The sequence below is a fragment of the Loigolactobacillus backii genome (assembly GCF_003946275.1).
Taxonomy (GTDB): Bacteria; Bacillota; Bacilli; order Lactobacillales; family Lactobacillaceae; genus Loigolactobacillus; species Loigolactobacillus backii.
Window position 1 is genome coordinate 1 of the sequence record NZ_RHNQ01000003.1, and the last position, 22602, is coordinate 22602.

The window sequence follows — 22602 nt, forward strand, 5'->3', positions numbered from 1 at the left end:
GGGGAAGTATACTCTCCTCACAATTAGAACTATCAATATTTTACGTATCACCTACTTGACTTCTGACCACAAGTCTTGTTATTATTCATATTCACTTCAATAATTTCGAACCAGAAAAACGTAAACGTTCCCCGAAGTTTCTAGTGCTTAGTATAACGTATTTTAAGATAATTTTACAGTTATGTTTACCATTTAATAAGTTAATTATGATTGCATTTGACACAAACGGCTAAAATAATCTACGTCTACTAACCACTAACCCATGAGTTGATTACTCTTTAACTCACAAGATCTAGTGTACAATATTTTCAATTTTTTCTAAAGTTTTTACACCTATGTCATTAATTTACAATATTTGTTACAGTTTCGTCATCCAATTCAGTTTAGTGTCGTTGCCTAATTCATTATAATTGCGGTATACTATAAACAATAAATTTTTAATGTTAGAATTTTGCTATAGGAGCGTGATAACGTCAATGACGCCTATTAAAGAAGATTATTTGAAGATAATATTCGAACTCGGCGGTGCTAAACGTGAAGTTTCAAATAAACAAATTGCTTTAGCATTAGGTATTGCGGCTGGTTCAGTGACAGAGATGATCTCTAAATTAAAAAAAGAACGCCTTGTTTCACATAAACCTTACGATGATATTTCATTAACAAAAAAGGGCCTCGATCAGGCCATCCTATTAATTCGTAAACACCGTTTATGGGAGACTTTTCTGGCTTCTACGCTTGATTTTGCGTTAGCAGATATTCACCCTGAGGCTGAGGTTCTGGAACACGCAACTAGTGCTGAGCTACTAGCGCACCTTGATAAGTTTCTCAACTACCCAACCCACTGTCCTCATGGTGGTGTCATTCCTGATCGTGATGGTAACTTTCAAGAAGAAAGTTATACTGTCTTGGATGATATTCCCGATGGTAAAACGGTCACCATTGAACGTTTTATCGATGACCATGATCTTCTAATTTACTTACGCGATATTAATTTAAAATTAGAAACTCAAATTAAGGTCATCAAACACGAACCATTTGATGGTCCAATTGCGGTGCAGGAAGTTGCCAGTGGTAAGCAACTTAGTATCAGTTTTAAGGCTTCCCATAATATTTTTGTTACTGATGAACAAGGCAATCCCTTCAAAGTTGATAAAATGGCTAAGAAAAAAGAATAGTAATTCAAAATTCCCCCAATTAGTAGACTTAGCCGTCCACTAATTGAGGGAAATTTTATTTTACAATATTAAATTAAATTGTGCCGTTAATTCAAGAAGCTACAATGATTTAGTTACGACTTTACGGTCAAAGGGATCTGAACTAATACCTTCTGCCAAAATCTTCTTTGCCCATTCCTTAGCGGAGAACAATGAATGGTCGCGGTAATTGCCACAACTTGTAATATCAGTTCCTTGAACGTCATCCCAAGTCGCTGGTCCAGCAATAAATTCAAGTGAGCCCTTCAAAGCTTCAGCAACTTCGGTTGTAGAGTGTTCACCCCAAGTTATTAAATGAAAACCAGTCCGGCAGCCAAATGGCGAACAATCAATCACACCAGACATTCGGTCACGCAATAATCCGGCTAACATATGTTCAATTGTATGTAAACCTGCAGTTGGAATTGCGTTTTCATTTGGTTGAACCAAACGTAAATCAAAGTTAGAGATTTCATCACCCTTTTTGCCCGTTTCAACGGTAATTAAACGAACATACGGTGCTTTAACCTTTGTATGATCCAACGTAAAACTTTCTACTTTTGCCATTTTTTTAAAACCCCCATTTAATTTAAATCCTAGTTACCAACTTCATTGTACTGCTTTTTTGCCTATTTTTGAACCATGTGGCAATTACCATTTCAGTTGGCCCAACTGCTGCATTAAATTAACCACAGCACGGCCGCGGTGACTATACTGCCGGCGTCTTTCAGCCGGTAGTTCGGCCAATGTTTTACCTAGGCCTGGTAATTCCAATAGTTGATCAAAGCCACCACTATAATGACCGCGAGCCAGATTAACTAATTGACCGGTAACACATCCTTCAGCACTCAACCACAATGCATTCGGCAACCGTAAAACAAGCACACTTCGTAGGCTAACTTGCCGATTCGTTTCACCGGCCAATCTTTTTAATAAATAATCATTCCACTGCGCCGGTGGAATTTGGGCCAGGTCCCGGCGTGTTCGAACACCAAAAGATTGCGGTAGAGCCTTAAACTCAATTCCGGAATCGTCTGCCAAAATTGGTAAATTAATATTTCTTAACGTCATTACTTTAGCCTTAGCATTAGCGTAATAACTAACGTTACCTTCCGCCGGAAAATTAATTGTTTTCGGTAAAATCAAATTAACGTTAGCCGGCATTAATTGACTCAATTCCGCTAGCTTTTTCCGGTTATGACTCGCAAAAATAATTGTTTTCATTTGAGTATCACTACCTTTTCAAATGTCGCAACATCAATTATTAAAGTGGCAGCAACCACTTAGTTCTTTGACTATTTACGGCCGCAAAATCACAATGCCAATCGTTGCTGGAATTCACTTTTAGCTACCGCATTTTTTAGGCCTCCAGAAAAGGCGGCCGTGACCGTTTCACTTCCTGTTTTTTGGATACCGCGCATTTCCATGCACATATGGCGCGCCTTAACTTCCACCGCAATACCACCTGGCCGTAAAATTTTATCCAGTTCAGTCACAATCTGTGAAGTTAGCCGTTCCTGAACACTAGGCCGTTTGGCAACGTAATCCACCAAGCGAGCAATTTTACTCAGGCCAATAATTTGGCCTGCCTTAGGAACATAGCCCACACTAACCGTTCCCCAAAAAGGGAGTAAATGATGTTCACACATTGAGTAAAAAGGAATTTCCTTAACAATCACGAGATCATTTTCGCTATCCGTTTTAAACATTTTATAATCCGTAAATTCCGTCTGCTTCACGCTGGCAAAAATCTCCGCGTACATTCGTGCAACCCGCGCCGGTGTCTCTTTTAAACCTGGTCGCTTAATATCTTCGCCAACTGTTTCCAAAATAGTTTGAACGGCTAATTCAATCTTTTTCAACTCTGTTTGCTTCATCGAATACACTCCCAATCTTCTCAATTTGTTGTTGATCGCCTAAATTCTGTAATAAAATTAATGTCCGTTGGTGTAATTTTCCAGTTGTAATTTCCAATAAAGGAATTAATACAAACGCACGGCGGTGCATTTGTGAATGTGGTATTGTCAGTGATTGTGTTTTAATTTTTAAATTGTCATACAATAAAATATCTAAATCAATTGTGCGCGGGCCCCAGTGAACTTTTCGTTGCCGCTTACCTGCTGCTTCAATTTGCTGCAGTTTTACTAATAAGGCCGTTGGTGTTAATGAGGTTCGCAAATATAGCGCACAGTTATAAAAATCATCCTGTTTAACGCCACCAACTGGGGCTGTCTGGTATAAATTTGAAATTTGCTGAACGCTGATTTCAGAATCCTTTTTTAACGCCATAATTGCCTTCCTCAGCGCCTGCTTACGGTCACCAAGATTAGCACCTAAACTCAAATACACATCATGCATCATCGCGCTTCACCTCACTGACAACTGCAACGTGATCAAAAATACCATCTATTGGCACACTATATTTGCGAAGCTCTAGCTTAATCCCCATCACTTTAGGGTATGCGGCCAATATTACCTGGGTTAAATAATTGGTCAAGCTTTCAATTAATTGATATTGGTGTGTTTTAACCGACTGAGCAATTGTTTGGTAAACGGCAGCGTAATTTACCGTCTGCCGTAAGTCATCCTTAGTTCCAATTTTTTCAAAAGGAACCTGTAAAGCAACGTCGACTTCCAAGCGTTGACCTAACTTGTTTTCTTCCTCTAAAACGCCATTATACGTATAAAATTGCATATTAGTTATTTTGATTTGGCCCATCATTGCCCCCCTTTTCAACACAGTCATAAATTAATAGCCGACCAACAACTTAATACGCAAAACTTCGCTTTACTTTATCAATAATTGTTAGTGTTTGGCGGGTTTCTTCAACGTCATGAGCACGCATAAAATTAACGTCTAAACTGGTTGAATTTGCAAATAAGGCCATTGTTGGTACCAATCGTTCACTAACTGGTAAATTCAGTAGTTTCCCAATGAATCCTTTTCGTGAAGGTGCTATTAAAGTTGCAACGCCTAAATCATTAAAAGCATCTAAATTGTGTAGCAATGTATATTCCTGTTCGTAAGTTTTACCGAAATCGCCACCTAGGCCAACGTCAATCATTAGTTGCTGGCGGGTCAGGCCGGCCTTAATTGCCGTTTGAATCGTATTTGCAAAATACTGGTGAATATCCGTTATTAAATCTTGGTAATGCGTTGTGTTTTGCGTATGCATAATAATTAGCCCCGCATTGGCCTGAACAACGGCGTTTAAAATTTCGGCGGTCACTGGCCTGACATCATTAATAATTGCTGCGCCGGCGGGCCAGTACACCCGCAACCACTTGATACTTATAAGTATCAACAGCGATTGGCACATTGATGGTGTTTCTAATAGCCTTTAATACCGGTAAAATACGGCGTAATTCTTCATCTGCGCTGATCTCATTGTAACTTTGACGAGTTGATTGACCGCCTAATTCGATCACAGCAGCACCCTGGGCAACCATTTCCTTTGCACGGGCAACTGCCTTCTCAGTTGTGAAATACTGCCCACCATCGGAAAATGAATCATCCGTAATATTCAAAATACCGTAAACTGAGGTCTGGGCCTGAGTATCAATTGTAAACTGCCGTGCTTTAAACTGCTTGGCCTGTTTTAACTCACGGCCAATCGCCAGCAAGGCAGTTTGGTAAGCAGATAGACTTTCACTTGTAACGTGAACTTGGTAAAGCCAATATTTATTGACCACTAAAAATTCACGCTGTTTATGCCTAAAAGCAGCCACACGTCCAAGCTGATTAAAGGTCTTAATTGCTGTTGTTTGCCATCCCTGCCCCGCTCCGACTTCCAAAAGAATCATGTCGGCCTTCAATTGGGCAAGAAAATTAGGCGCAAATAATTGTTGCCGTACTTTTGCTGGTACTAGCTTAATTTCCACGGCAGTTCCTCCTCACTTTACTTATACTTACAATTAGCTTAAACTATTTCAAACGTGAACGTCAATAAAATAGCAGGGGCCCTAAACTCAATTATGAGTTTAGGGCCCCCGCTTAGGCATGGTCGTATTTAGAAAGACAGTTTACTGCGACAACTCGAACTTCGGTTTATCTTAGTCCGATTGGCCGCGTCAGCGAAGCTAATAACACTTCAATTGCGGAGTAAAATCTAATTGCCTTTTCAAATATTCCCTACGCTAAAGTTTGATCTCGTTGTTTAAAGTAAGCTGTGATAGCAGCAACACCCTTTTCAATTGCCGCCTCATTTGGCGCTAATTTTTCTGAATGTAGTTGATATGGTTGATCAACTCCTAGCCAAAACATGGTTCCATTAATTTTAGAGATTAAGTACCCAAAATCCTCGCCGGTCATCGCCGGTTCAGTTTCAATAAAATTGACGCCTGGTTCTTGTTGCATGAAATCAATCAGCGCCTTGGTTGTAATCGGATTATTTTCAACCGGATAATAACCACCTTGGTTGAGCTTTAATTCGACCTCACAATTAAAGGCCAATGCAACGCCTTCTGCAATTGTTTGGACACGCCGTTGAATGTGGCGATTCATTTTTTGCGTTAGTGCACGAATTGTTCCATCAATTTTGGCCTCACCACTGATGACGTTACCAATCGTTCCCGCGTGAAATTGACCAAGCGTGACCACACCGGCTTCAATCGGGTTAACATTACGACTCACAATTGTTTGTAATTGACTGACAAAGTAAGCGCCAGCAACCACCATATCGTTAGCTAAGTGCGGGTAGGCCGCGTGACCACTCTTACCGTGAAAGCGAGCGTGAATTTCACAAGTTCCCGCGAAAAGGGTCCCTTGCCGGCACCCAATTGCCCCGGCTGGTAGCTGTGGATTAATATGTAATCCATAAATCTCGTCAGGCAGCCAATCGTCTAGTGCACCGCTGTCGTATAGTCGCTTACCTCCACTGGCATTTTCTTCGGCTGGTTGGAACAAGAAAAATAAGTTATTTTTTGGCTGGTGCTCCGCAAAATACGCTAAGAGCCCGAGTGCAACCGTCATGTGTAAATCATGACCACAGGCGTGCATCATTCCGGGATGCTTAGAAGCAAAGGGTAAACCAGTTTTTTCAGTTACAGGCAAGGCATCAATGTCCGTCCGCCAACCGATTGTCTTCTTAGCCACACTACCTGCAACCAATACCAGCGTTGCCGTTTCGACCGTTTTAATTTTTAAATTAGTTTGTGGCAAACGCTTAATAACGTTAAGTAAGTATGCTTGTGTTTCATGTTCCTGCAAACCAAGCTCGGGAATTTGATGTAAATCTTCGTATATCTTTGTTAGAGCCTTCGTCGTTAGTGTCAAACTATTTCATCCCTTTAAAAGAGTGTCTCAAAAAATTGTTCAGTTCTACGCTGTAATTGCAAGTTATGACGGGTTACTAGCAGCCAACGATACCCAGATTGAGATCGATCGAGGCTCAAATGACGGTCAAGTCCATTAATAACCTTGTCGCTACGGTGATGGTGATTCAACCAAGACGATAAGCCAAGTTGAACCATCACTCCGCGCACTCATCCAAAGTGTATTTAAAAAGGCACCCGAAATTAACTTAATTGCCGCGTACTTATAAAAATAATTTCTAGCTATAAATTCGCTAACTAATCTAATTTACGTAAGGCATCCAAAATTTCAGTCTTACTTCGGGTTTTATCATCAATATCTTTAATCTTCTTAGCCGGTACACCGGCAACAACCGTATTTGGCGCAACGTCTTTTGTGACAATAGCACCGGCAGCAACAACAGCACCCTTACCAACATGAACGCCTTCCAAAACAACTGCATTAGCACCAACTAAAACATCATCGTCAATCATAACGGGTTGGGCTGAAGGTGGCTCAACAACGCCGGCCAGTACAGCCCCAGCACCAATATGGGCTCGCTTACCAACAGTTGCCCTGCCGCCAAGTACAGCGCCCATATCAATCATTGAGCCCTCGCCAATCACGGCACCAATATTAATTACGGCACCCATCATAATCACAGCATTTTTATGAATTTCAACCTGATCGCGAATAAACGCTCCTGGCTCAATCCGAGCATCAAATTGTTTTAAATCAACCATTGGAACGGCCGAATTGCGGGCACTGTTTTCAACGTGGTAATCGCTAATTGCGGCCGCATTCTCCTTTAAAAAGGGTTCAACAATGGCCCAATCACCAAAGAGTACCCCCGTTTTCGTTTCAAAAAAAGTTTCTAATTCATCTGGCACCTTTAAAGCGGTCAGATTCCCCTTAAGATAGACCTTAACTGGTGTTTGCTTCTTTGCCTCACTGATAAAGCGAATAATTTCGTTGGCGTCCAAAACGACACCCACCTTTCCTATTTCATTTTTTTAAGGTTAAATTTTCATTTACCTCTCCCTGTTTAATTAGTTGTGGTTCCCGCTCAAAATTATGAACAACGTAGTTAAAACTTTTCATCATTTCACGCCGCGTCACAATTCCCGTAAAGTCACCTTCGCGACTAACTACCGGTAAAAACGGATCATCTACTAATAAATGTAATATTAACTCAATGTCATAGGGATTTTCAACTGTTGCAACATCGCGTTCACAAACTTCGCCGACATAATGTTGACTAAGTTGGCTCACATCAATATCGTCCAGCCCTAACATTGTGTCCGTAATCATTGGCATTGACAACAAACCAATGAATTTTGAATCAGCATCCAAAACAGGAATTTTGGAATAACGAACTTTTGTCAGGACTAAAAAAGCGTGGTTTAGTTTATTATCAACTTGGACATTAGCAACCTTTTCAGCAGGAATTAAAAAATGATCCTGATTTTTTGCAAGCATTGTAAGCATTGGCTGACTAATCACGAAAACCGCCTCCATTCATTACCTTTATTGTACTGAAAACTAAATGTAAAACCAGCTTTTCATAACGACTTCATTCAAATTTAAATAATACACTAATCTTTGGCTAACCAGTCTTGCCACTGATCCTCTAATTTCCGTAAAGCATTACCCCGGTGCGAAATTTTATTTTTTTCAACTTCGGTTAACTCGGCCATACTCCTTTTCAAACTTGGCACGTAAAATAAAGGATCGTAACCAAACCCGTTATCCCCACGCGGAATCGATAAGATCTCACCGGCAACTTCGCCATCAACGACTAAATCATCTTTGGGACGACCAGGCTTGGCAAAAACAAGCGTTGTGTGAAAAGTCGCAGTACGTTTTTCCTTGGGTAATTCACTTAATTCATACAGTAATTTAGCGTTATTTGCGGCATCATTATGGTCACCAGCAAAACGCGCCGAATAAACTCCGGGACGGCCGTGCAATGCATCAACCATCAACCCAGAATCATCCGCCAAAACGGGTAGATTTAATTTCAAAGCAATTGAGTCGGCCTTCAAACGTGCATTTTCTTCGAATGTTTTGCCGGTTTCTTTAACCTCAGGGATTTCTGGAAAATCAAGCAAGGTTTTAACCGTTAAATCGGCCGCGGCAAACATTGCTTTGAATTCTTTGGCCTTACCAGGATTGCGCGTTGCAACCACAATTGTTTGCTCGTCTAAATTAGCCGTATCGTAAGGGTGCAGTAATTTTTCAAACTGGTGCCGTTGCGCCGTAATGAGCTGCTCGACCCCTTTGGTTCCCAAATAAAGTAGATCATTTAGTTCGCTACCAGAAAAAGTTGCCTCTTCACCAGTTCCTTGCAGTTCAACAAATTCACCACTGCCGGTCCGCACAATGTTCATGTCAACTTCGGCTTGTGAATCTTCATCGTAATCAAGGTCAAGTACTGGTCCTAATTCAGGTACGATCCCAACACTAATGGCGGCCAAATCATCCTTCAGTGGATCTTCCGCCAGCACTTGGGTATCCAGTAAGTGTTGAATCGCTAACTTTAAGGCAAAAAAAGCCCCGGTAATACTGGCCGTTCTTGTCCCACCATCCGCCTGCAAAACATCACAATCGACGATAATTGAACGCTCACCAAGCCTTTCTAAATCAACTACTGCCCGTAAAGAGCGGCCAATTAAGCGCTGAATCTCAATCGTCCGCCCATTTTGGTGGCCCCGTGTTGCTTCACGTCGAGTCCGTTGTTGTGTTGCTCGGGGTAACATGCTATATTCCCCGCTAATCCAACCCTTACCCTGTCCCTGCAAGAATTTAGGCAAGTGTTCTTCAACACTGGCGTTACAAACAATTCGCGTATCACCAAGCACCATCAAGACTGAGCCTTCAGGATTTTTCAGATAATTGGGTACCATTTTAAATGGCCGTAACTCAGCCTTTCCCCGATCATTTTGTCGTTGTAACATAACTTTAACCTCCAAATTAAAAGTCAACGTGCTGCGTATCTAAATCGCCTAATTGTAGCCAATCCCCTGCAATTTCGTTAAACATTTTGGGATTACCCGTGGTATAAAATGCGTGTTGCGGTGCTACCTGATTATTCTCGTTGGCAATCTCAAAATAATCTAAAAGCATCGACACTTGGGTCACCGTTTCGGCACCAGAATCAATTAAAGTCACCTGATCACCAACAAAATTTTGAATTAAAGGCCGTAGTAACGGGTAGTGCGTACAGCCCATAACCAAAGTATCAATGTTTTTATCCGCAAAATAACTTAGATCATCCGCCACCACCTTTTTGGCAACGGCTGATCGATATTCATTACTTTCAACTAATGACACAAATTCAGGGCACGCTAAACTACTAACGGTTACGTGGGCCGCTTTTTGGTGAATAGCCTTGGCGTAGGCCGCACTTTTAATTGTTCCTTGAGTACCAATGACACCAATCCGTTGGTTTTTAGTTGCTTTGATTGCGGCCCGGCTACCTGGTAAAATAACGCCGATCACCGGAATCTTTAACTTATCCTTTATCTCTTCTAAAGCGGCCGCTGTTGCTGTGTTACAAGCAATTACAATCATTTTAACGTTTTGGGCCAATAAGAAATTGGTCATGTCCCAAGTAAATTGCTTAACTTGTTCCTGCGGTCTGGGGCCGTATGGATTACGTGCCGTATCACCGATATAAACCACTCGTTCGTTCGGTAACTGCCGCATTGCTTCACGAACAACGGTTAGTCCACCAACACCCGAGTCCATAAAGCCAATCGCTTGTTCATTGCTCATTTATTTTGCCTCTTTTACACTTTAAAATTCTGTCCTTGATTGAACCTCGAACCTAAACTCTACCGCCATTTTAAAAATTGTGCAAGGTTTCCACTTTTATCATGAATTAAACGTGCGAACGATTCTTTTTTGGTATAATGAACCTAAGAGCTTTTAAGAGGGGACGTTACCCATGACAGAAAACTTATATGACAGTTTAATAAAATCTTCCACACCGGCTAATTCCTTGAATTACGAATTATTGCGTGACGTGTTATTGCCAAATTTACTTGGTCAAGAGTCAGCAGGTATTTTGTACTGGGCTGGTAAAAGCCTTGCGCGGCAATTACCACTAGCTGATATCAGCGATCTTTCTCACTTTTTTAGCCAATTCGGCTTGGGTGACTTGACGTTAACTGAACAAGGACACCGCCAATATCATTTTACCTTGGCCGGCCCCATTATCGAGAAAAGGCAAGCAGCTTTTGCAAAGGCTGACTTTCAACTTGAAACTGGTTTTATTGCCCAACAAATTCAACAGATCACTGCAGTGGTGGCTGAAGGTCAGCAAGAGAGCGGCCAAGGTTTGGTTACCATTACGATTGCCACGGATACAACTGATACTCCTTTGACGAACCAAACTACTGAGCCACTAACCTTTTCAAAAAGTGATTCTGAACCGATCGAAGCAGCACCGGAGATAACAGAGACTGAACCTAACATTGAAGCAGCCACAACTAAATCTGAAAATAATACTGAGCCTCGTGCAGGTTTTATTCCTTCACGCCGTGACGACCATAAAAGACGCCACTGGTTTGGTAGTCACCATTAATCAATTATTCTTAAAGGAAGCAACTTAGGGTTAAACTTATAAACCCTAGGCCGCTCCTTTTTTCATAATTAATCAAGATTTGCTTGACTTAATACCTTATTTAAATTTTCTGCGACTGCAGTTGGTATTCCCAGTTTAACCAATTCGGCAACTGGCGCAGCTGCAATCTGCTCAATCGCACCAAACTGACGTAAAAGTACTTGTTTTCTTTTAGGCCCAATGCCAGGAACAGTATCTAACAATGAAGCAAAGCCGCTCTTTTCATGCCGTTGCCGAAAATAGGTAATGACAAAACGGTGAACTTCATTTTGAATTTGGGTAAGCAGGCGAAACGCCAGACTAGTTTTCTCTAAAGGAACTATTTGTCCGCTAAATAATAAATGATCCGTGCGGTGATGCTGGTCCTTGACCATTCCGGCCACAGGAATTAATAAACCAAGTTGATCTTCTAGAACACCTTGCGCTGCAGTAACTTGGCCCGGCCCACCATCAATTAAAATAAGATCGGGCAAGCGGCTGCCGGTCTTTAATAACCGAGAATAACGCCGGTAAATCACTTCACGCATTGCCGCATAATCATCCTGGCCAATAACCGTCTTAATCTTGTATTTCCGATAATTGGATTTTAACGGCCGACCATGTTCAAACACAACCATCGCCGAAACCAGGTCCGCGCCCTGCAAATTAGAGTTATCAAAGGCCTCAATTCGGGTTGGCGCCGGTATTCCTAATGCAGTTCCTAAATCACGAACTGCCTGCTGACCATCTAACTTAGCCGTTACCACCTGCGACTGTGCAAATTTAATTGCCAATAAAACAGCGCCACGCTGGAAGCCATGTTCAGGCTGTTGCCAATTATGTTCACGGTCAGTTGCCAAAGTAAGTTCTTTTGGCAGTAACACATTGGTTGGTGTTAAATGATTTTTTTGTTGATAAAATCTGGTTAAATAGGCCTTCATTGTTTGTTCAATCGATGTTTGTAATTTTACAGTAACGGCGGTTCGTTGCTGAATGCTCTCCTGGCGAATGAACAAGGTTGTCAGACAAATTTGGTTCCCTTTTACGGCGTACCCAAATGCATCTTGGCTTACCTTGGTTGCCACCCAATGTTGTTGCTCAATTAAGGTGGCCAGTTTTTGCCAGTGATTGCGATAGGTTGCCGCTAATTCAAAATTTAATTTAGTTGCTTCCTGTTGCATTCTTTGGGTTAACAACATTTGTAACGGCTGATAATCACCGGCCAAAAAAACATGACAGTTTTGCAGCCATTGATCTGTTCCTAATAGCGGTTTGAGTCCCTCAAGTAAATCCGACAATGTTTGGGCCACCTTAAAATCAGGATACGGTCCAGAGTAGGCTGCTTCATCAGCTGAAATCATTGTCGTCACGGATAACACTGCCGGTTTTATTGCCAGCTTTAAGTATGCGTAAACTTTTAAATCGCGTCCCTTTTGCTTTCGAATCACGGTCATTACCTCCAGAGTCAATCCACTTAATTATAGCATTGAAGTTCTGGCTGGCCACCAGTTGCAGTCAAGCTAGTCTAATACAAAAATATTCATTAGCGTGTCAATTTATTAATCACCACTTTCAAAACCAGCCCGATATTCTTCACCAAAAAGGACCAACCACAAAACCTAAGTTTGTGGTTGGTCCGATTATAGTCATGCTCAGCATTGAAGCTTATTTGTTAAGCCTCTGCTGCTGTATACTGTGCCAAAATTTTATCTAATTGATCTTTAGTATGGTAACCAACTAAGGTTTCAACAACTTGGCCGTCTTTTTTAACTAGCAGCGTTGGGATACTCATAATACCGAAATTTTGAGCGGTATTTGGGTTTTCATCAACGTCCATTTTAGTGAACTTAACTTCACCATCATAATCCTCAGCTAGCTGTTCAACAACAGGTGATTGCATCCGACAAGGACCACACCAAGTTGCCCAAAAATCTGTTAGGACAACCCCTTTATCAGTTTCTTCACTAAAGTCTTTATCAGTGATTGCTTTTACCATTTTGCAGACCCCCTATTTAATTTACCTACTACAGAATTTGATTGCCATAGCCAGATTTCAAACTAAAGAAACCTGATCTACCCAATCGATATTTATAGTTTAGCAGAAAAATTCACCGACAACAAACACTTTGCTTACAAAAAATAAGCCTACTATTTAAAAGTAACAACGGTTGCACCATTACCACCTGCATTAGCCGGCGCAAAAGCAAATTTCTTAACTTGCCGGTTACCCTGCAAATAGCTCGTAATCCCCTGGCGCAAGACACCAGTACCCTTACCGTGCACGATGGTTACTTGTGGGTAGCCAGCCAAAAGTGCCGAGTCAATGTAACGGTCAACTTTTGCCAGCGCATTTTCGTACCGTTCGCCCCGTAAATCAAGTGTTGGATTAACCCGATTAGTAGCGTGAATCGTAGTTGTATGCTGTTTCTGCTTTTGGGGCGCTTCTGCCTTGGTCTTTTCTAAATCGCTAACCTTTACTTTTAGTTTAATGATACCAACCTGGACTTCCCAGTATTTTTTATCTAATTGCTGCAACAATACGCCGTGCTGCCCGTAGGTTGTTACCAGGACATCATCGCCAACCTTTAAGGCCTGTTTGTTTTTTTCGTGACGTAATACTTTGTTTTTAGCCAAGGCCTTATTTTGCTTCAAATTCTCCAAATCCGTTTTTGCGGCAATTAACTGGTGTTCTTTGACGCCGGCCTGGCCACTTAATTGTAACTGGCGTAATTCATGAATGATTTGGTTACTTTCTTTTTGTGCCTTATTCACAATTTCGTTGGCCTGATCTTTAGCCTTGTCCAGCTGCGTTTGCCGTGCGTTAAAGAACTCCCGACTGGCACTTTCTAAATCATCATACAGCTCAGTGGCCTTTTGCAGCGTCACCTGTGCCTCATGATATTCCTTCTGGGCGGCCTTACGCTGATTTTCTAAATCCGTGATCATATTGTTCAGATCCTGACTATCATCACTCATTAGACTCTTGGATTGGCTAATAACCAGTGGATCAAGTCCCAGCCGTAACGCAATATCAAAGGCATTGGAACGACCAGGTACCCCCATTAATAAGCGATAGGTTGGCTGCAACGTTTCGACATCAAACTCCATACTCGCGTTAATTGTATTAGGCCGATTATAACCATACGCTTTTAATTCCGGATAATGGGTAGTTGCCATAACGTAACTGCCAATTGTACCAATGCGATCCAAAATTGAAATTGCTAGTGCCGCGCCTTCTTGGGGATCAGTTCCGGCACCCACTTCATCTAAAAGAACGAGACTTTTCCCATCGATTCGCTTTAAAATTGTCACGATATTTGACATGTGAGCAGAAAAAGTACTTAAATTCTGCTCGATGGATTGTTCATCACCGATATCAGCAAATATATCAGCAAAAATACCAACATGACTTTCCTCATTGGCCGGAATAAATAACCCTGCCTGGGCCATCAATTGTAATAATCCAATTGTCTTCAAGGTAATTGTCTTACCACCTGTATTGGGCCCAGTAATGACAACAGCTTGAAAATTTTCACCAATTGAAATGTCGTTAGCAACCACTTTATCCGCCGCAATCAACGGGTGCCGCGCCTGACGCAGGTTAACGTGATTAGCGTCGTCTAATAGCGGTTCAGTAGCCTTAATTGCCTTGGCGTAACGTGCTTTGGCGTTGGCAAAATCCAAATGGCCGAGAATATCGGCATTCTGGATAATCTCCGTTTGATAAGGCGCTAATTCGTTAGATAATTCTGCTAAAAGTCGTTGTACCTCTTGGCGTTCTTCTACTTGGCGTTGTCTTAAACGATTATTAAGGTCCAGCACACTTTGTGGTTCAATAAATAGTGTTAGCCCAGTTGCACTTTGATCATGAACAACGCCACCAAAATGACTACGGTATTCTTGTTTGACGGGAATAACGTAGCGTTCATTTCGAATGGTGATGATTGGCTCACTTAAATACTTAGCCTGTTTTCCCCGGGTAAAACTTCCCATCCGTTCCCGGATCTGGCCTTCTAATTGTTGAATACCATTTCGAATCCCCTTTAATTTGGTCGAAGCATCATCAGTGACGTGACCATCATCCTCCAACGAAACCCGAAGTCGCCGCGTTAAACTAGTTAGCGTGGCCAATTCGTCTTGCCAGTGATAAAGCTGCCGCAAATCAATTTCAGCACCACGTAAATCGGTAAAAAAACGATCAACTTCTGCAGTTGCCCGTAAAACACGCCCAATTTGGGCAAGTTCTAACCCATTTAAGGTTGCGCCAATCACTAAACGTTTCATGTGCGGCCGAATATTTTCTAGCTGCGGGACTGGAATGGCTCCCTTTAAGCGTAAGATATCGGCTGCATCCTTAGTTTCGTCTAAGGCACGTTGAATCGTGGCCTGATCAGCCGTAGGCACTAACTGACGACTCATTTGCTTGCCCAAGGCAGATACCGTATATTGTTCGATCGCTTGTTTAATTTTACTAAATTCTAAAGTCGCTAGAATCTTTGAATCCACAACTCCCACTCCTTTTCAGTAGTGACCATTTCTTCATTATAATTCACTTTAATGACATTAAGATAGGACGAAAGGTAATTAACAGTTAACTAGCCGCGCTAGAAACCACCAAAATCAGACTACCTTTCGTCCTACTTATAATAAACTAATTAAATTGCCTGTAACCACCAGTGAATCGCTGGAATAGGGGTTAATTTAACCATCCCCCGCGCCAAGATTGAATGAGCTAACGCCGTTTGTAGCCCTGCAATCGGTAATAAAGCAAGTAACGTCAAAATCAGGAAAATGCCAACGTAGACAGTTAACACATTTAAAATACCGCCACCAATCATACTTGTTTGCTGTTCTAATGGGTAAAAAGTTAATTGACTAACTAATACGCCCACAAAGCGCACGATGACCCAACCAATCACTAAAACTAACATAAAGGCACAGGCCGCATAAAACGCATTATCTAATTTTAAACCAGTTTTTTGGCTAAAGAAAGCAAATCGGCTTGATAAATCGGCCGATTGGTAAGGTACCCATAACGTTAACTTTGGCGCAATTGATCGATAAAGTAGGCGCGCAAAGATAAAACTGATTAGATAACCTGCCGTATAAACAAGCTGCAACATTAATCCACGCCGGCGACCAGCATAGTATGCGTAGAGCAGCACCAATAAAATAAGTATTGTTAACATTAGTTTCCTCTTAATTTCTAGCTTTAATCATTCTTCGACCGATTATTTAACTGGTCCCTTAAGGCATCAATTTGCGCTTGCAACTTAAGCTGACCTGAAACCGTATTAATTGCAAGCAAGACGGCCGCTTGTTCATCACTTAAATCGGCCGCAACATCCTTAATTTGCCCCAACTGGTTATTAACCAGTTTAGCAACAGTCTGCATGTGTGCGTCTGTTGCGTCACCGATGATAATATACGACTTACCACCGATAACAACTTTAAAACGCCGCTTATTTTCAGCCACTGATTGGCCCTCCTCCGTGAACAAAAGCCGATTAATTAACACAATTAATTCACAGTAGCGTATGGCGCACACTACCTGCTTTTGTAAAATTCAACGTGCTTAATTTTAGCATGAAATTAACGAAATAAACAGTCAGTTTTAAAGCTGACTAACCTTAAATAACTAGTTTTAAGGAAATTTAAGCTTTTAACTGACTGTTAGTTAAATTAGCACACATAAAGTTAACGATTGAACTATCCGTTCTTAATTTAAGCTGTTTCCCAAAAGATATTCAACGTGTTTTCAAAATCCTTTGATAGTCTTTGTAAACACTCACTAATCTTCATCGTTATCATCATCGGCTAAGAAAGTATTGAGTACTTCCTCGACCATGTCCCATTCCTTATCGGACTCAATCGGGTATAGATCTCCTTCAGCGGGATCGCCCTTATCATTTGATTTAAAAGAAAACGCCTGAATGTCAACATCGTCGCCTTCTGCAGTTCCTGCCGGATAAAGTAAAACGTACGATTTTTCAAAATCGTCTGAATCAAATGTAAACAGGATTTCATAAAGCTCCTCGTTACCATTTTCATCAACTAACGTAATCTGACGTTCATCTTCATTTTTCGGAGTTTGTTCGTTTGCCATCCGGGCACCTCTTTCTATAATTGGTTTTTTTTGATTGCTTCTCGGTCTAAAAAGTTCTGTAAGATCATGACAGCAGCCAGCTTATCAATTACTTTTTTGCGCTTCTTACGTGATGTATTCGCCTGATCGATTAGCATGCGCTCGGCCTCGACGGTTGTTAACCGCTCATCAATAAAAGAAACCGGCAACGCAAAGGTTGTTTTTAAGAGTTCTCCGTACGCTTGTGAAGCCTCGGCCCGTGGTCCAATTGAATTATTCATATTTTTAGGTAAACCGACTACAAAATCAGTCACATCGTACTGCTTAACTAATTCTTTAAGCCGCTCCATCCCAAATTCACCCTCATCTTCGTTAATGCGAATGATTTCAACACCCTGAGCAGTCCAGCCTAATAAATCGCTGACGGCCACACCCACAGTCCGCGAGCCAACATCTAACCCCATATAGCGCATTAATTAGCCTCTTTCTTTAGGTAACTACGAACCAACTCTTCGATAATTTCATCGCGTTCGTGTTTACGAATTAAATTCCGGGCGTCGTTATACCGCGGAATATAGGCCGGATCACCTGACAGTAAATAACCAACAATCTGGTTAATCGGGTTATATCCCTTTTCGTCCAATGCTTTGTAAACCGTCTCTAATGTCTGTTTAACATTCTTTGGTTGTTCGTGGCCAAAATCAAAACTAACCGTTTTATCCAATGAACTCATAACTAACACCCCACCCTTTTCACTATCATCTATTCCATGCTACATTCTACTAGAAACTCAGCAAGGAAACAATTTAATTTGCTTTTGTTACAGCATTCGTAATCGAAATGACATTAAATTGGCATAAAAGCGACCAAATGAAGAACATCATCATTAGTACAGCGTCGTCTGCATAATTAATTTCATTCGCTAATCTTAAGCGAAGACATACCAGCATTTAATTTAAACGGCATTGCCCGATGATGATTATGTTGCACTAGCGTGTGCTGGAACTTTTTTTCAAATACACTTTAACTTTACACTATGATAAACTTTTTAGTCCCCTAATTTAATTCAAAAATAGGTTAACCTTGTAAGAATTCTGTACTTGCCTTTAAGGCATCCTGCAGGCCGGCTGGATTTTTACCCCCAGCCTGGGCCATATCAGGACGACCACCACCACCGCCACCAACTTTTGGTGCGATGGCCTTAATTAAATCACCAGCCTTTAATCCAGCTTTGATACCAGCCGGACTAACTGCCGCAATTAAATTCACTTTGGCCCCAATAACCGTGCCCAACACAAGAACATCTGAGGCCGCCTTTTGTTTCCAATCATCGGCCAACTGACGTAGTTGTTTCATATCAGACACCTTGACCTGTTCAGCAATGATGCTGGTTCCGTTAATTTCTTGAACGTTTTTGAAAACGTCAGAGGCCTGTTGTTGTGCTGACTTAGCCTGTAAACTTTCAATCTGTTTATTAGCATCCCTTAACTGTTCTTGCAGTTGAACAACCTTTGTGGGGACCGTCTTTAATTGGGTTGTCTTTAGTTCAGTTGCCGCTTGCTGCAGCCATTGTTCACGCTCATTTAAAAAGCTGTAGGCTGCCTTAGACGTTACGGCCTCAATTCGTCGAATACCAGCACCAGTTCCCGTTTCGCCCGTAATCTTAAACAAGCCCAATTCTGCCGTATTCTTGGCGTGAGTTCCACCATCAAATTCTTTTGAGTAATCGCCAATTGAAACAACCCGGACTTCCTTACCGTACTTTTCAGTAAAGAGCGCAATGGCCCCTAATTTTTTAGCCGATTCAATATCCGTAACTACCCAAGAAATTGGTAGCGCCGCCCAAATTTTTTCGTTGATAATTTGTTCAATTTGGGCCAATTCTGCAGCCGTTGTTTGACCAGAATGAGTGAAATCAAAGCGCAAATAATCTGGCTCAACTAGTGAACCCGCTTGTCGTACGTGTTCGCCTAGAACATCCCGCAATGCCTGATCTAATAAATGAGTTGCCGTATGGTTTAGCGAAACTTTACGCCGGAAATCCTGATCAACTTTCAATTGATAGTGCTCACCCTTTTTCAAAGGTGCTTTAACATCAACAGTATGCAAATTTTGGCCATTTGGTGCGTGCTGCACATCCGTGACCACAGCAACTACTTGCCCAGCCTCATTCTGAATCACACCTTGGTCAGCAACTTGACCGCCCATTTCAGCGTAAAATGGTGTCTCATCAAAAATAAGCTCGGCCGTACCAGTTGTTACCTGATCAACAATCTGATCATTGGCCACAATGACCGCCAAAGTTGCCTGATCCTTACTTAAATGATCCCAACCAATAAACTTACTTGTGGTTTTAACGTCTAACAACAGACCACTTTGTACGCCCATACCGTTATCCTGACTGCGAGCAGCCCGGGCACGCTCTTTTTGCTTCTTCATTTCGGCGTTAAAGCCGGCCTCATCAACGGCCAAACCTTCATCACCAGCATATTCTTTTGTTAAATCAAAAGGAAAGCCATAAGTATCAAATAATTTAAAGGCCGCCGCACCAGATAAAATGGCTGGTTGTTGTTTTTTGGCCGTCGTAATTTCTTTATCCAACAGTTTTAGACCGTCAGTCAGCGTATTATTAAACCGATCTTCCTCCGACTTAATAATCTTAGCGATGTAATCACTTTGCTGCAAAATTTCAGGATAATAGCTTTCCATTATTTTGCCAACAACAGGAACCAATTTATACAAGAATGGTTCGTTAATCCCCAATTTTTTGCCGTGAACCGTTGCCCGGCGAATTAAGCGCCGCAACACGTAACCTCGGCCCTCATTTGAAGGTAAGGCACCATCACCAATGGCAAAGGTTACCGCCCGGGAATGATCAGCAATAACTTTAAAGGAAACATCATCCTGTTCATCTTTACCGTAAACCTTGGCGTCGCTCATTTTTTCAGTTGCGTGGATAATTGGTAAAAATAAATCCGTTTCAAAGTTAGTTTTAGCACCCTGAACAACAGAAACCAAGCGTTCTAGGCCCATCCCGGTATCAATATTTTTATGTGGTAGTGGCTCATAACTGCCGTCAGGTTTATGATTAAATTCAGAAAATACAATATTCCAAACTTCAAGGTAGCGTTCATTTTCGCCACCAGGATAGTTTTCTGGATCATCAGTAGCAACGTTATTAAATTCTTGGCCACGATCATAGAAAATCTCCGAATCAGGACCGCTTGGGCCTTCACCAATATCCCAGAAGTTATCTTCATCTTCAATAATATGAGCTGGTTTAACGCCAGTTTCTTTCCAGATTTGCTTGGCCAATTTATCTTCCGGATAAACGGTAATGTATAATTTATCCGCGGCAAACGCCATCCATTTAGGACTGGTTAGAAATTCCCAGGCCCACGGAATTGCTTCTTTCTTAAAGTAATCACCGACGGAAAAGTTCCCTAGCATCTCAAACAGCGTTTGGTGGCGTGCTGTTTTACCAACATTTTCAATATCGTTAGTTCGAATACTTTTTTGTGATGAAGTCAACCGGGGATTTTCTGGCACTACTCGGCCATCAAAATACTTTTTCATTGTTGCAACGCCTGAATTAATCCACAGTAACGTTGGATCATCCACTGGTACTAGTGACGCTGACGGTTCAACTGTGTGGCCCTTTTCTTTAAAAAAGTCGAGGTACATTTGCCGAATCTGACTACTACTTAACTTCTTCAACTCAATTCATCCTCTCTTATCTTAGAGCAAATAAAAAACACCCCTGCAACTTCAAGGACGCTTTTGCGCGGTACCACCTTGATTGCAACGATGTTAATCGTTCCCTCTTGAACTCATAACGCCGAGTCGCGAAATCTCACCAGGGAGCCAATTAAAAAACGTTAGTGGTAAATTCTCAGTTAATTTTACCTTCCTGAAGAAACGTTTATTTAAAAGATATCCTGTCATTTATTTTCTGGAATTATTATAGAATTTAACTAGGCAGCTGTCAACTACTGCCGGCAAATGCCACGAAACGCCTCTAAAAAAGCATTGTCGTTTAATTCACTAACCCAATTTCAAAGACGGACTAATGTTCATTTCGGCGCTTAGTGCGTTCATCCCGTGCCTCTTTTTGATGCCGTACCCGGCGCTTAAACCATTCATCCTTTTGAATGGCCTTACGAATTCGTTTCTTGTAACCTGGCTTATGCTTTTTCTTTTCTTTCTTTGCTAAACCAACGAGGCGTGTATCTAATGCCGGCTTAGTTTTTTCACGTTTTGCCCGCCGATTTCGGTCATAGGTATCAACAATTTCGCCATTTTTAACCTGTTTAGGTTCAAACTCAATTCCCAATTTTTCAATTTCGGTTACCAAATTTTCTTGTCCTGGCTCATACAAGGTCATTGCAATTCCTGATAACCCGTTTCGGCCAGTTCTTCCAACACGGTGAATAAAGAAATCCAAATCATCCGGAATTTCAGCATTAATAACGTGAGAAATACCAGGAATATCAATTCCCCGTGAGGCCAAATCAGTTGCCACAACGTATTGAAAATCAAGGTTTTGGATTTGCCGCATGGTTTTTTTACGATCACGGGGACTTAGATCACCAGAAATTTTAGCAACTTTTAAACCACGTTTGGTTAAATAGGCTGCAATATCATCAACATTGCGCTTAGTGTTAGCAAAAACTAAGGCCAGGTAAGGGTTGATTGCCGTTAATAAATGATAAATTAGCTCGTTTTTACTCTTACCTTGCGTGGACACAAGCCAGTTATCGATGGTTGGACTAATCACAGTCGTCGCTGGAATTTCTTCAATAACTGGTGCGTTCAAATATTTCTTCAAAAATGGTTGCAATTTTTGAGGAATAGTTGCCGAGAAAACTAGCATTTGCAAGTTATCCGGGAATGTTGCCGCAATTTTATCAACATCATTTAAAAAGCCCATATCTAACGTCATATCTGCTTCATCGACGACAAAAGTTGTTGCAGTGTAACTCTTCAAAGCTTCATTATCAATTAAATCGCGAATTCGTCCAGGGGTACCAATCACAATTTGCGGTTGCTGGTGGTGTAATTTCTCAATTTGGCGCTTCTTATCGGTTCCACCAACGTAGTTATGAATTCGAATTGGCCGGGGACTAAATTTTGCAATCTGCTCAGCGGCCTGAAAAATTTGCTCAGCCAGTTCTCGACTAGGTGTCGTAATAACTACTTGAACATCTTGATTAGTTGGATCTAGTACATTAAAAATTGGTACCAAAAAGGCGTGCGTTTTACCGCTCCCGGTTTGTGATTGGCCAACAACACTCTTGCCAGACGCAATCACTGGAATTAAACGCTCTTGAATTGGTGTTGCTTCTTTAAAATGAATTGCTTGTAGTGCCGCTATAATATAGGGCTGCAATTTAAAATCTGTAAATTGTTTACTCATAAAAACCTC

Annotated in this window: 24 protein-coding genes; 2 read left to right on the forward strand and 22 right to left on the reverse strand. The window is 41.5% G+C overall.

The window, feature by feature from the left end:
• Positions 1 to 476 precede the first annotated feature (476 nt).
• A complete protein-coding gene (locus EKM61_RS01070) occupies positions 477 to 1175 on the forward strand; it encodes a metal-dependent transcriptional regulator (protein WP_068223411.1) in 699 nt (232 codons plus the stop codon).
• Between the two features lie 99 nt (positions 1176 to 1274).
• Here EKM61_RS01070 and EKM61_RS01075 read toward each other — a convergent pair whose 3' ends face one another.
• The 12 genes from EKM61_RS01075 to racE all read right to left on the reverse strand — a co-directional run bounded on the left by EKM61_RS01075 (position 1275) and on the right by racE (position 10263).
• A complete protein-coding gene (locus EKM61_RS01075) occupies positions 1275 to 1760 on the reverse strand; it encodes an S-ribosylhomocysteine lyase (protein WP_068223408.1) in 486 nt (161 codons plus the stop codon).
• A gap of 84 nt (positions 1761 to 1844) precedes the next feature.
• The gene (locus EKM61_RS01080) at positions 1845 to 2417 is read right to left on the reverse strand and encodes a non-canonical purine NTP pyrophosphatase (RefSeq protein WP_068223405.1); all 573 of its coding nucleotides are present in this window, start codon (positions 2415 to 2417) and stop codon (positions 1845 to 1847) included.
• An 89-nt stretch (positions 2418 to 2506) separates the two neighbouring features.
• Positions 2507 to 3070 carry a GTP cyclohydrolase I FolE gene (folE, locus tag EKM61_RS01085; protein ID WP_068223402.1) on the reverse strand — a complete coding sequence of 188 codons (564 nt, stop codon included), beginning with the start codon at positions 3068 to 3070 and terminating at the stop codon, positions 2507 to 2509.
• Positions 3042 to 3554 (reverse strand): 2-amino-4-hydroxy-6-hydroxymethyldihydropteridine diphosphokinase, encoded by a 513-nt coding sequence (gene folK, locus EKM61_RS01090; protein ID WP_225359716.1) that lies wholly within the window; start codon positions 3552 to 3554, stop codon positions 3042 to 3044. The genes folE and folK overlap by 29 nt, the downstream gene beginning before the upstream one ends.
• Positions 3544 to 3912, reverse strand: coding sequence for a dihydroneopterin aldolase (folB, locus tag EKM61_RS01095; protein ID WP_068223399.1), 369 nt, complete (start codon positions 3910 to 3912; stop codon positions 3544 to 3546). Before folB ends, folK begins: the two co-directional genes overlap by 11 nt.
• A gap of 49 nt (positions 3913 to 3961) precedes the next feature.
• Positions 3962 to 4468, reverse strand: a complete 507-nt coding sequence (locus EKM61_RS12260; RefSeq protein ID WP_263850756.1) for a dihydropteroate synthase — start codon at positions 4466 to 4468, stop codon at positions 3962 to 3964.
• Positions 4437 to 5075 (reverse strand): dihydropteroate synthase, encoded by a 639-nt coding sequence (locus EKM61_RS12265; protein WP_250637285.1) that lies wholly within the window; start codon positions 5073 to 5075, stop codon positions 4437 to 4439. Before EKM61_RS12265 ends, EKM61_RS12260 begins: the two co-directional genes overlap by 32 nt.
• A 250-nt stretch (positions 5076 to 5325) precedes the next feature.
• Positions 5326 to 6468: an N-acetyldiaminopimelate deacetylase gene (locus EKM61_RS01105; protein ID WP_068223396.1), complete on the reverse strand. Its 1143-nt coding sequence runs from the start codon at positions 6466 to 6468 to the stop codon at positions 5326 to 5328.
• 296 nt (positions 6469 to 6764) lie between these two features.
• The gene (gene dapD / locus EKM61_RS01110; protein WP_068223392.1) at positions 6765 to 7469 is read right to left on the reverse strand and encodes a 2,3,4,5-tetrahydropyridine-2,6-dicarboxylate N-acetyltransferase; all 705 of its coding nucleotides are present in this window, start codon (positions 7467 to 7469) and stop codon (positions 6765 to 6767) included.
• 22 nt (positions 7470 to 7491) lie between these two features.
• On the reverse strand, positions 7492 to 7989 hold the full coding sequence (cbpB, locus tag EKM61_RS01115) for a cyclic-di-AMP-binding protein CbpB (RefSeq protein WP_068223390.1): 498 nt from the start codon (positions 7987 to 7989) through the stop codon (positions 7492 to 7494).
• A gap of 92 nt (positions 7990 to 8081) precedes the next feature.
• Complete coding sequence (gene rph / locus EKM61_RS01120; protein ID WP_068223387.1) at positions 8082 to 9443, reverse strand: ribonuclease PH; 1362 nt, start codon at positions 9441 to 9443, stop codon at positions 8082 to 8084.
• A 16-nt stretch (positions 9444 to 9459) separates the two neighbouring features.
• Positions 9460 to 10263, reverse strand: a complete 804-nt coding sequence (racE, locus tag EKM61_RS01125; protein ID WP_068223384.1) for a glutamate racemase — start codon at positions 10261 to 10263, stop codon at positions 9460 to 9462.
• 172 nt (positions 10264 to 10435) lie between these two features.
• Between racE and EKM61_RS01130 the strand changes: the two genes are divergently transcribed.
• Positions 10436 to 11074: a YslB family protein gene (locus EKM61_RS01130; protein ID WP_068223382.1), complete on the forward strand. Its 639-nt coding sequence runs from the start codon at positions 10436 to 10438 to the stop codon at positions 11072 to 11074.
• Between the two features lie 68 nt (positions 11075 to 11142).
• Here the strand turns inward: EKM61_RS01130 and EKM61_RS01135 are convergent, their stop codons facing one another.
• The 10 genes from EKM61_RS01135 to EKM61_RS01180 form a co-directional block, all read right to left on the reverse strand.
• Entirely contained in the window at positions 11143 to 12540 is a 1398-nt protein-coding gene (locus EKM61_RS01135) for a helix-hairpin-helix domain-containing protein (protein WP_068223379.1), read from the reverse strand.
• A 224-nt stretch (positions 12541 to 12764) separates the two neighbouring features.
• Positions 12765 to 13088 (reverse strand): thioredoxin, encoded by a 324-nt coding sequence (gene trxA / locus EKM61_RS01140; RefSeq protein ID WP_068223376.1) that lies wholly within the window; start codon positions 13086 to 13088, stop codon positions 12765 to 12767.
• A gap of 152 nt (positions 13089 to 13240) precedes the next feature.
• The gene (locus EKM61_RS01145; protein ID WP_068280880.1) at positions 13241 to 15598 is read right to left on the reverse strand and encodes an endonuclease MutS2; all 2358 of its coding nucleotides are present in this window, start codon (positions 15596 to 15598) and stop codon (positions 13241 to 13243) included.
• Positions 15599 to 15747: 149 nt separating this feature from the next.
• Entirely contained in the window at positions 15748 to 16281 is a 534-nt protein-coding gene (locus EKM61_RS01150; RefSeq protein WP_068223370.1) for a CvpA family protein, read from the reverse strand.
• Positions 16282 to 16304: 23 nt separating this feature from the next.
• Positions 16305 to 16568, reverse strand: a complete 264-nt coding sequence (locus EKM61_RS01155) for a cell division protein ZapA (protein ID WP_068223368.1) — start codon at positions 16566 to 16568, stop codon at positions 16305 to 16307.
• Between the two features lie 315 nt (positions 16569 to 16883).
• Positions 16884 to 17198, reverse strand: coding sequence for a DUF1292 domain-containing protein (locus EKM61_RS01160; protein WP_068223365.1), 315 nt, complete (start codon positions 17196 to 17198; stop codon positions 16884 to 16886).
• A 14-nt stretch (positions 17199 to 17212) separates the two neighbouring features.
• Positions 17213 to 17650 (reverse strand): Holliday junction resolvase RuvX, encoded by a 438-nt coding sequence (ruvX, locus tag EKM61_RS01165; RefSeq protein WP_068223362.1) that lies wholly within the window; start codon positions 17648 to 17650, stop codon positions 17213 to 17215.
• Positions 17650 to 17910, reverse strand: coding sequence for an IreB family regulatory phosphoprotein (locus EKM61_RS01170; protein WP_068223359.1), 261 nt, complete (start codon positions 17908 to 17910; stop codon positions 17650 to 17652). Before EKM61_RS01170 ends, ruvX begins: the two co-directional genes overlap by 1 nt.
• Positions 17911 to 18254: 344 nt before the next feature.
• Complete coding sequence (alaS, locus tag EKM61_RS01175) at positions 18255 to 20894, reverse strand: alanine--tRNA ligase (RefSeq protein ID WP_068223356.1); 2640 nt, start codon at positions 20892 to 20894, stop codon at positions 18255 to 18257.
• A 349-nt stretch (positions 20895 to 21243) separates the two neighbouring features.
• Positions 21244 to 22593, reverse strand: a complete 1350-nt coding sequence (locus EKM61_RS01180; RefSeq protein WP_125636141.1) for a DEAD/DEAH box helicase — start codon at positions 22591 to 22593, stop codon at positions 21244 to 21246.
• Between the last annotated feature and the right edge of the window lie 9 nt (positions 22594 to 22602).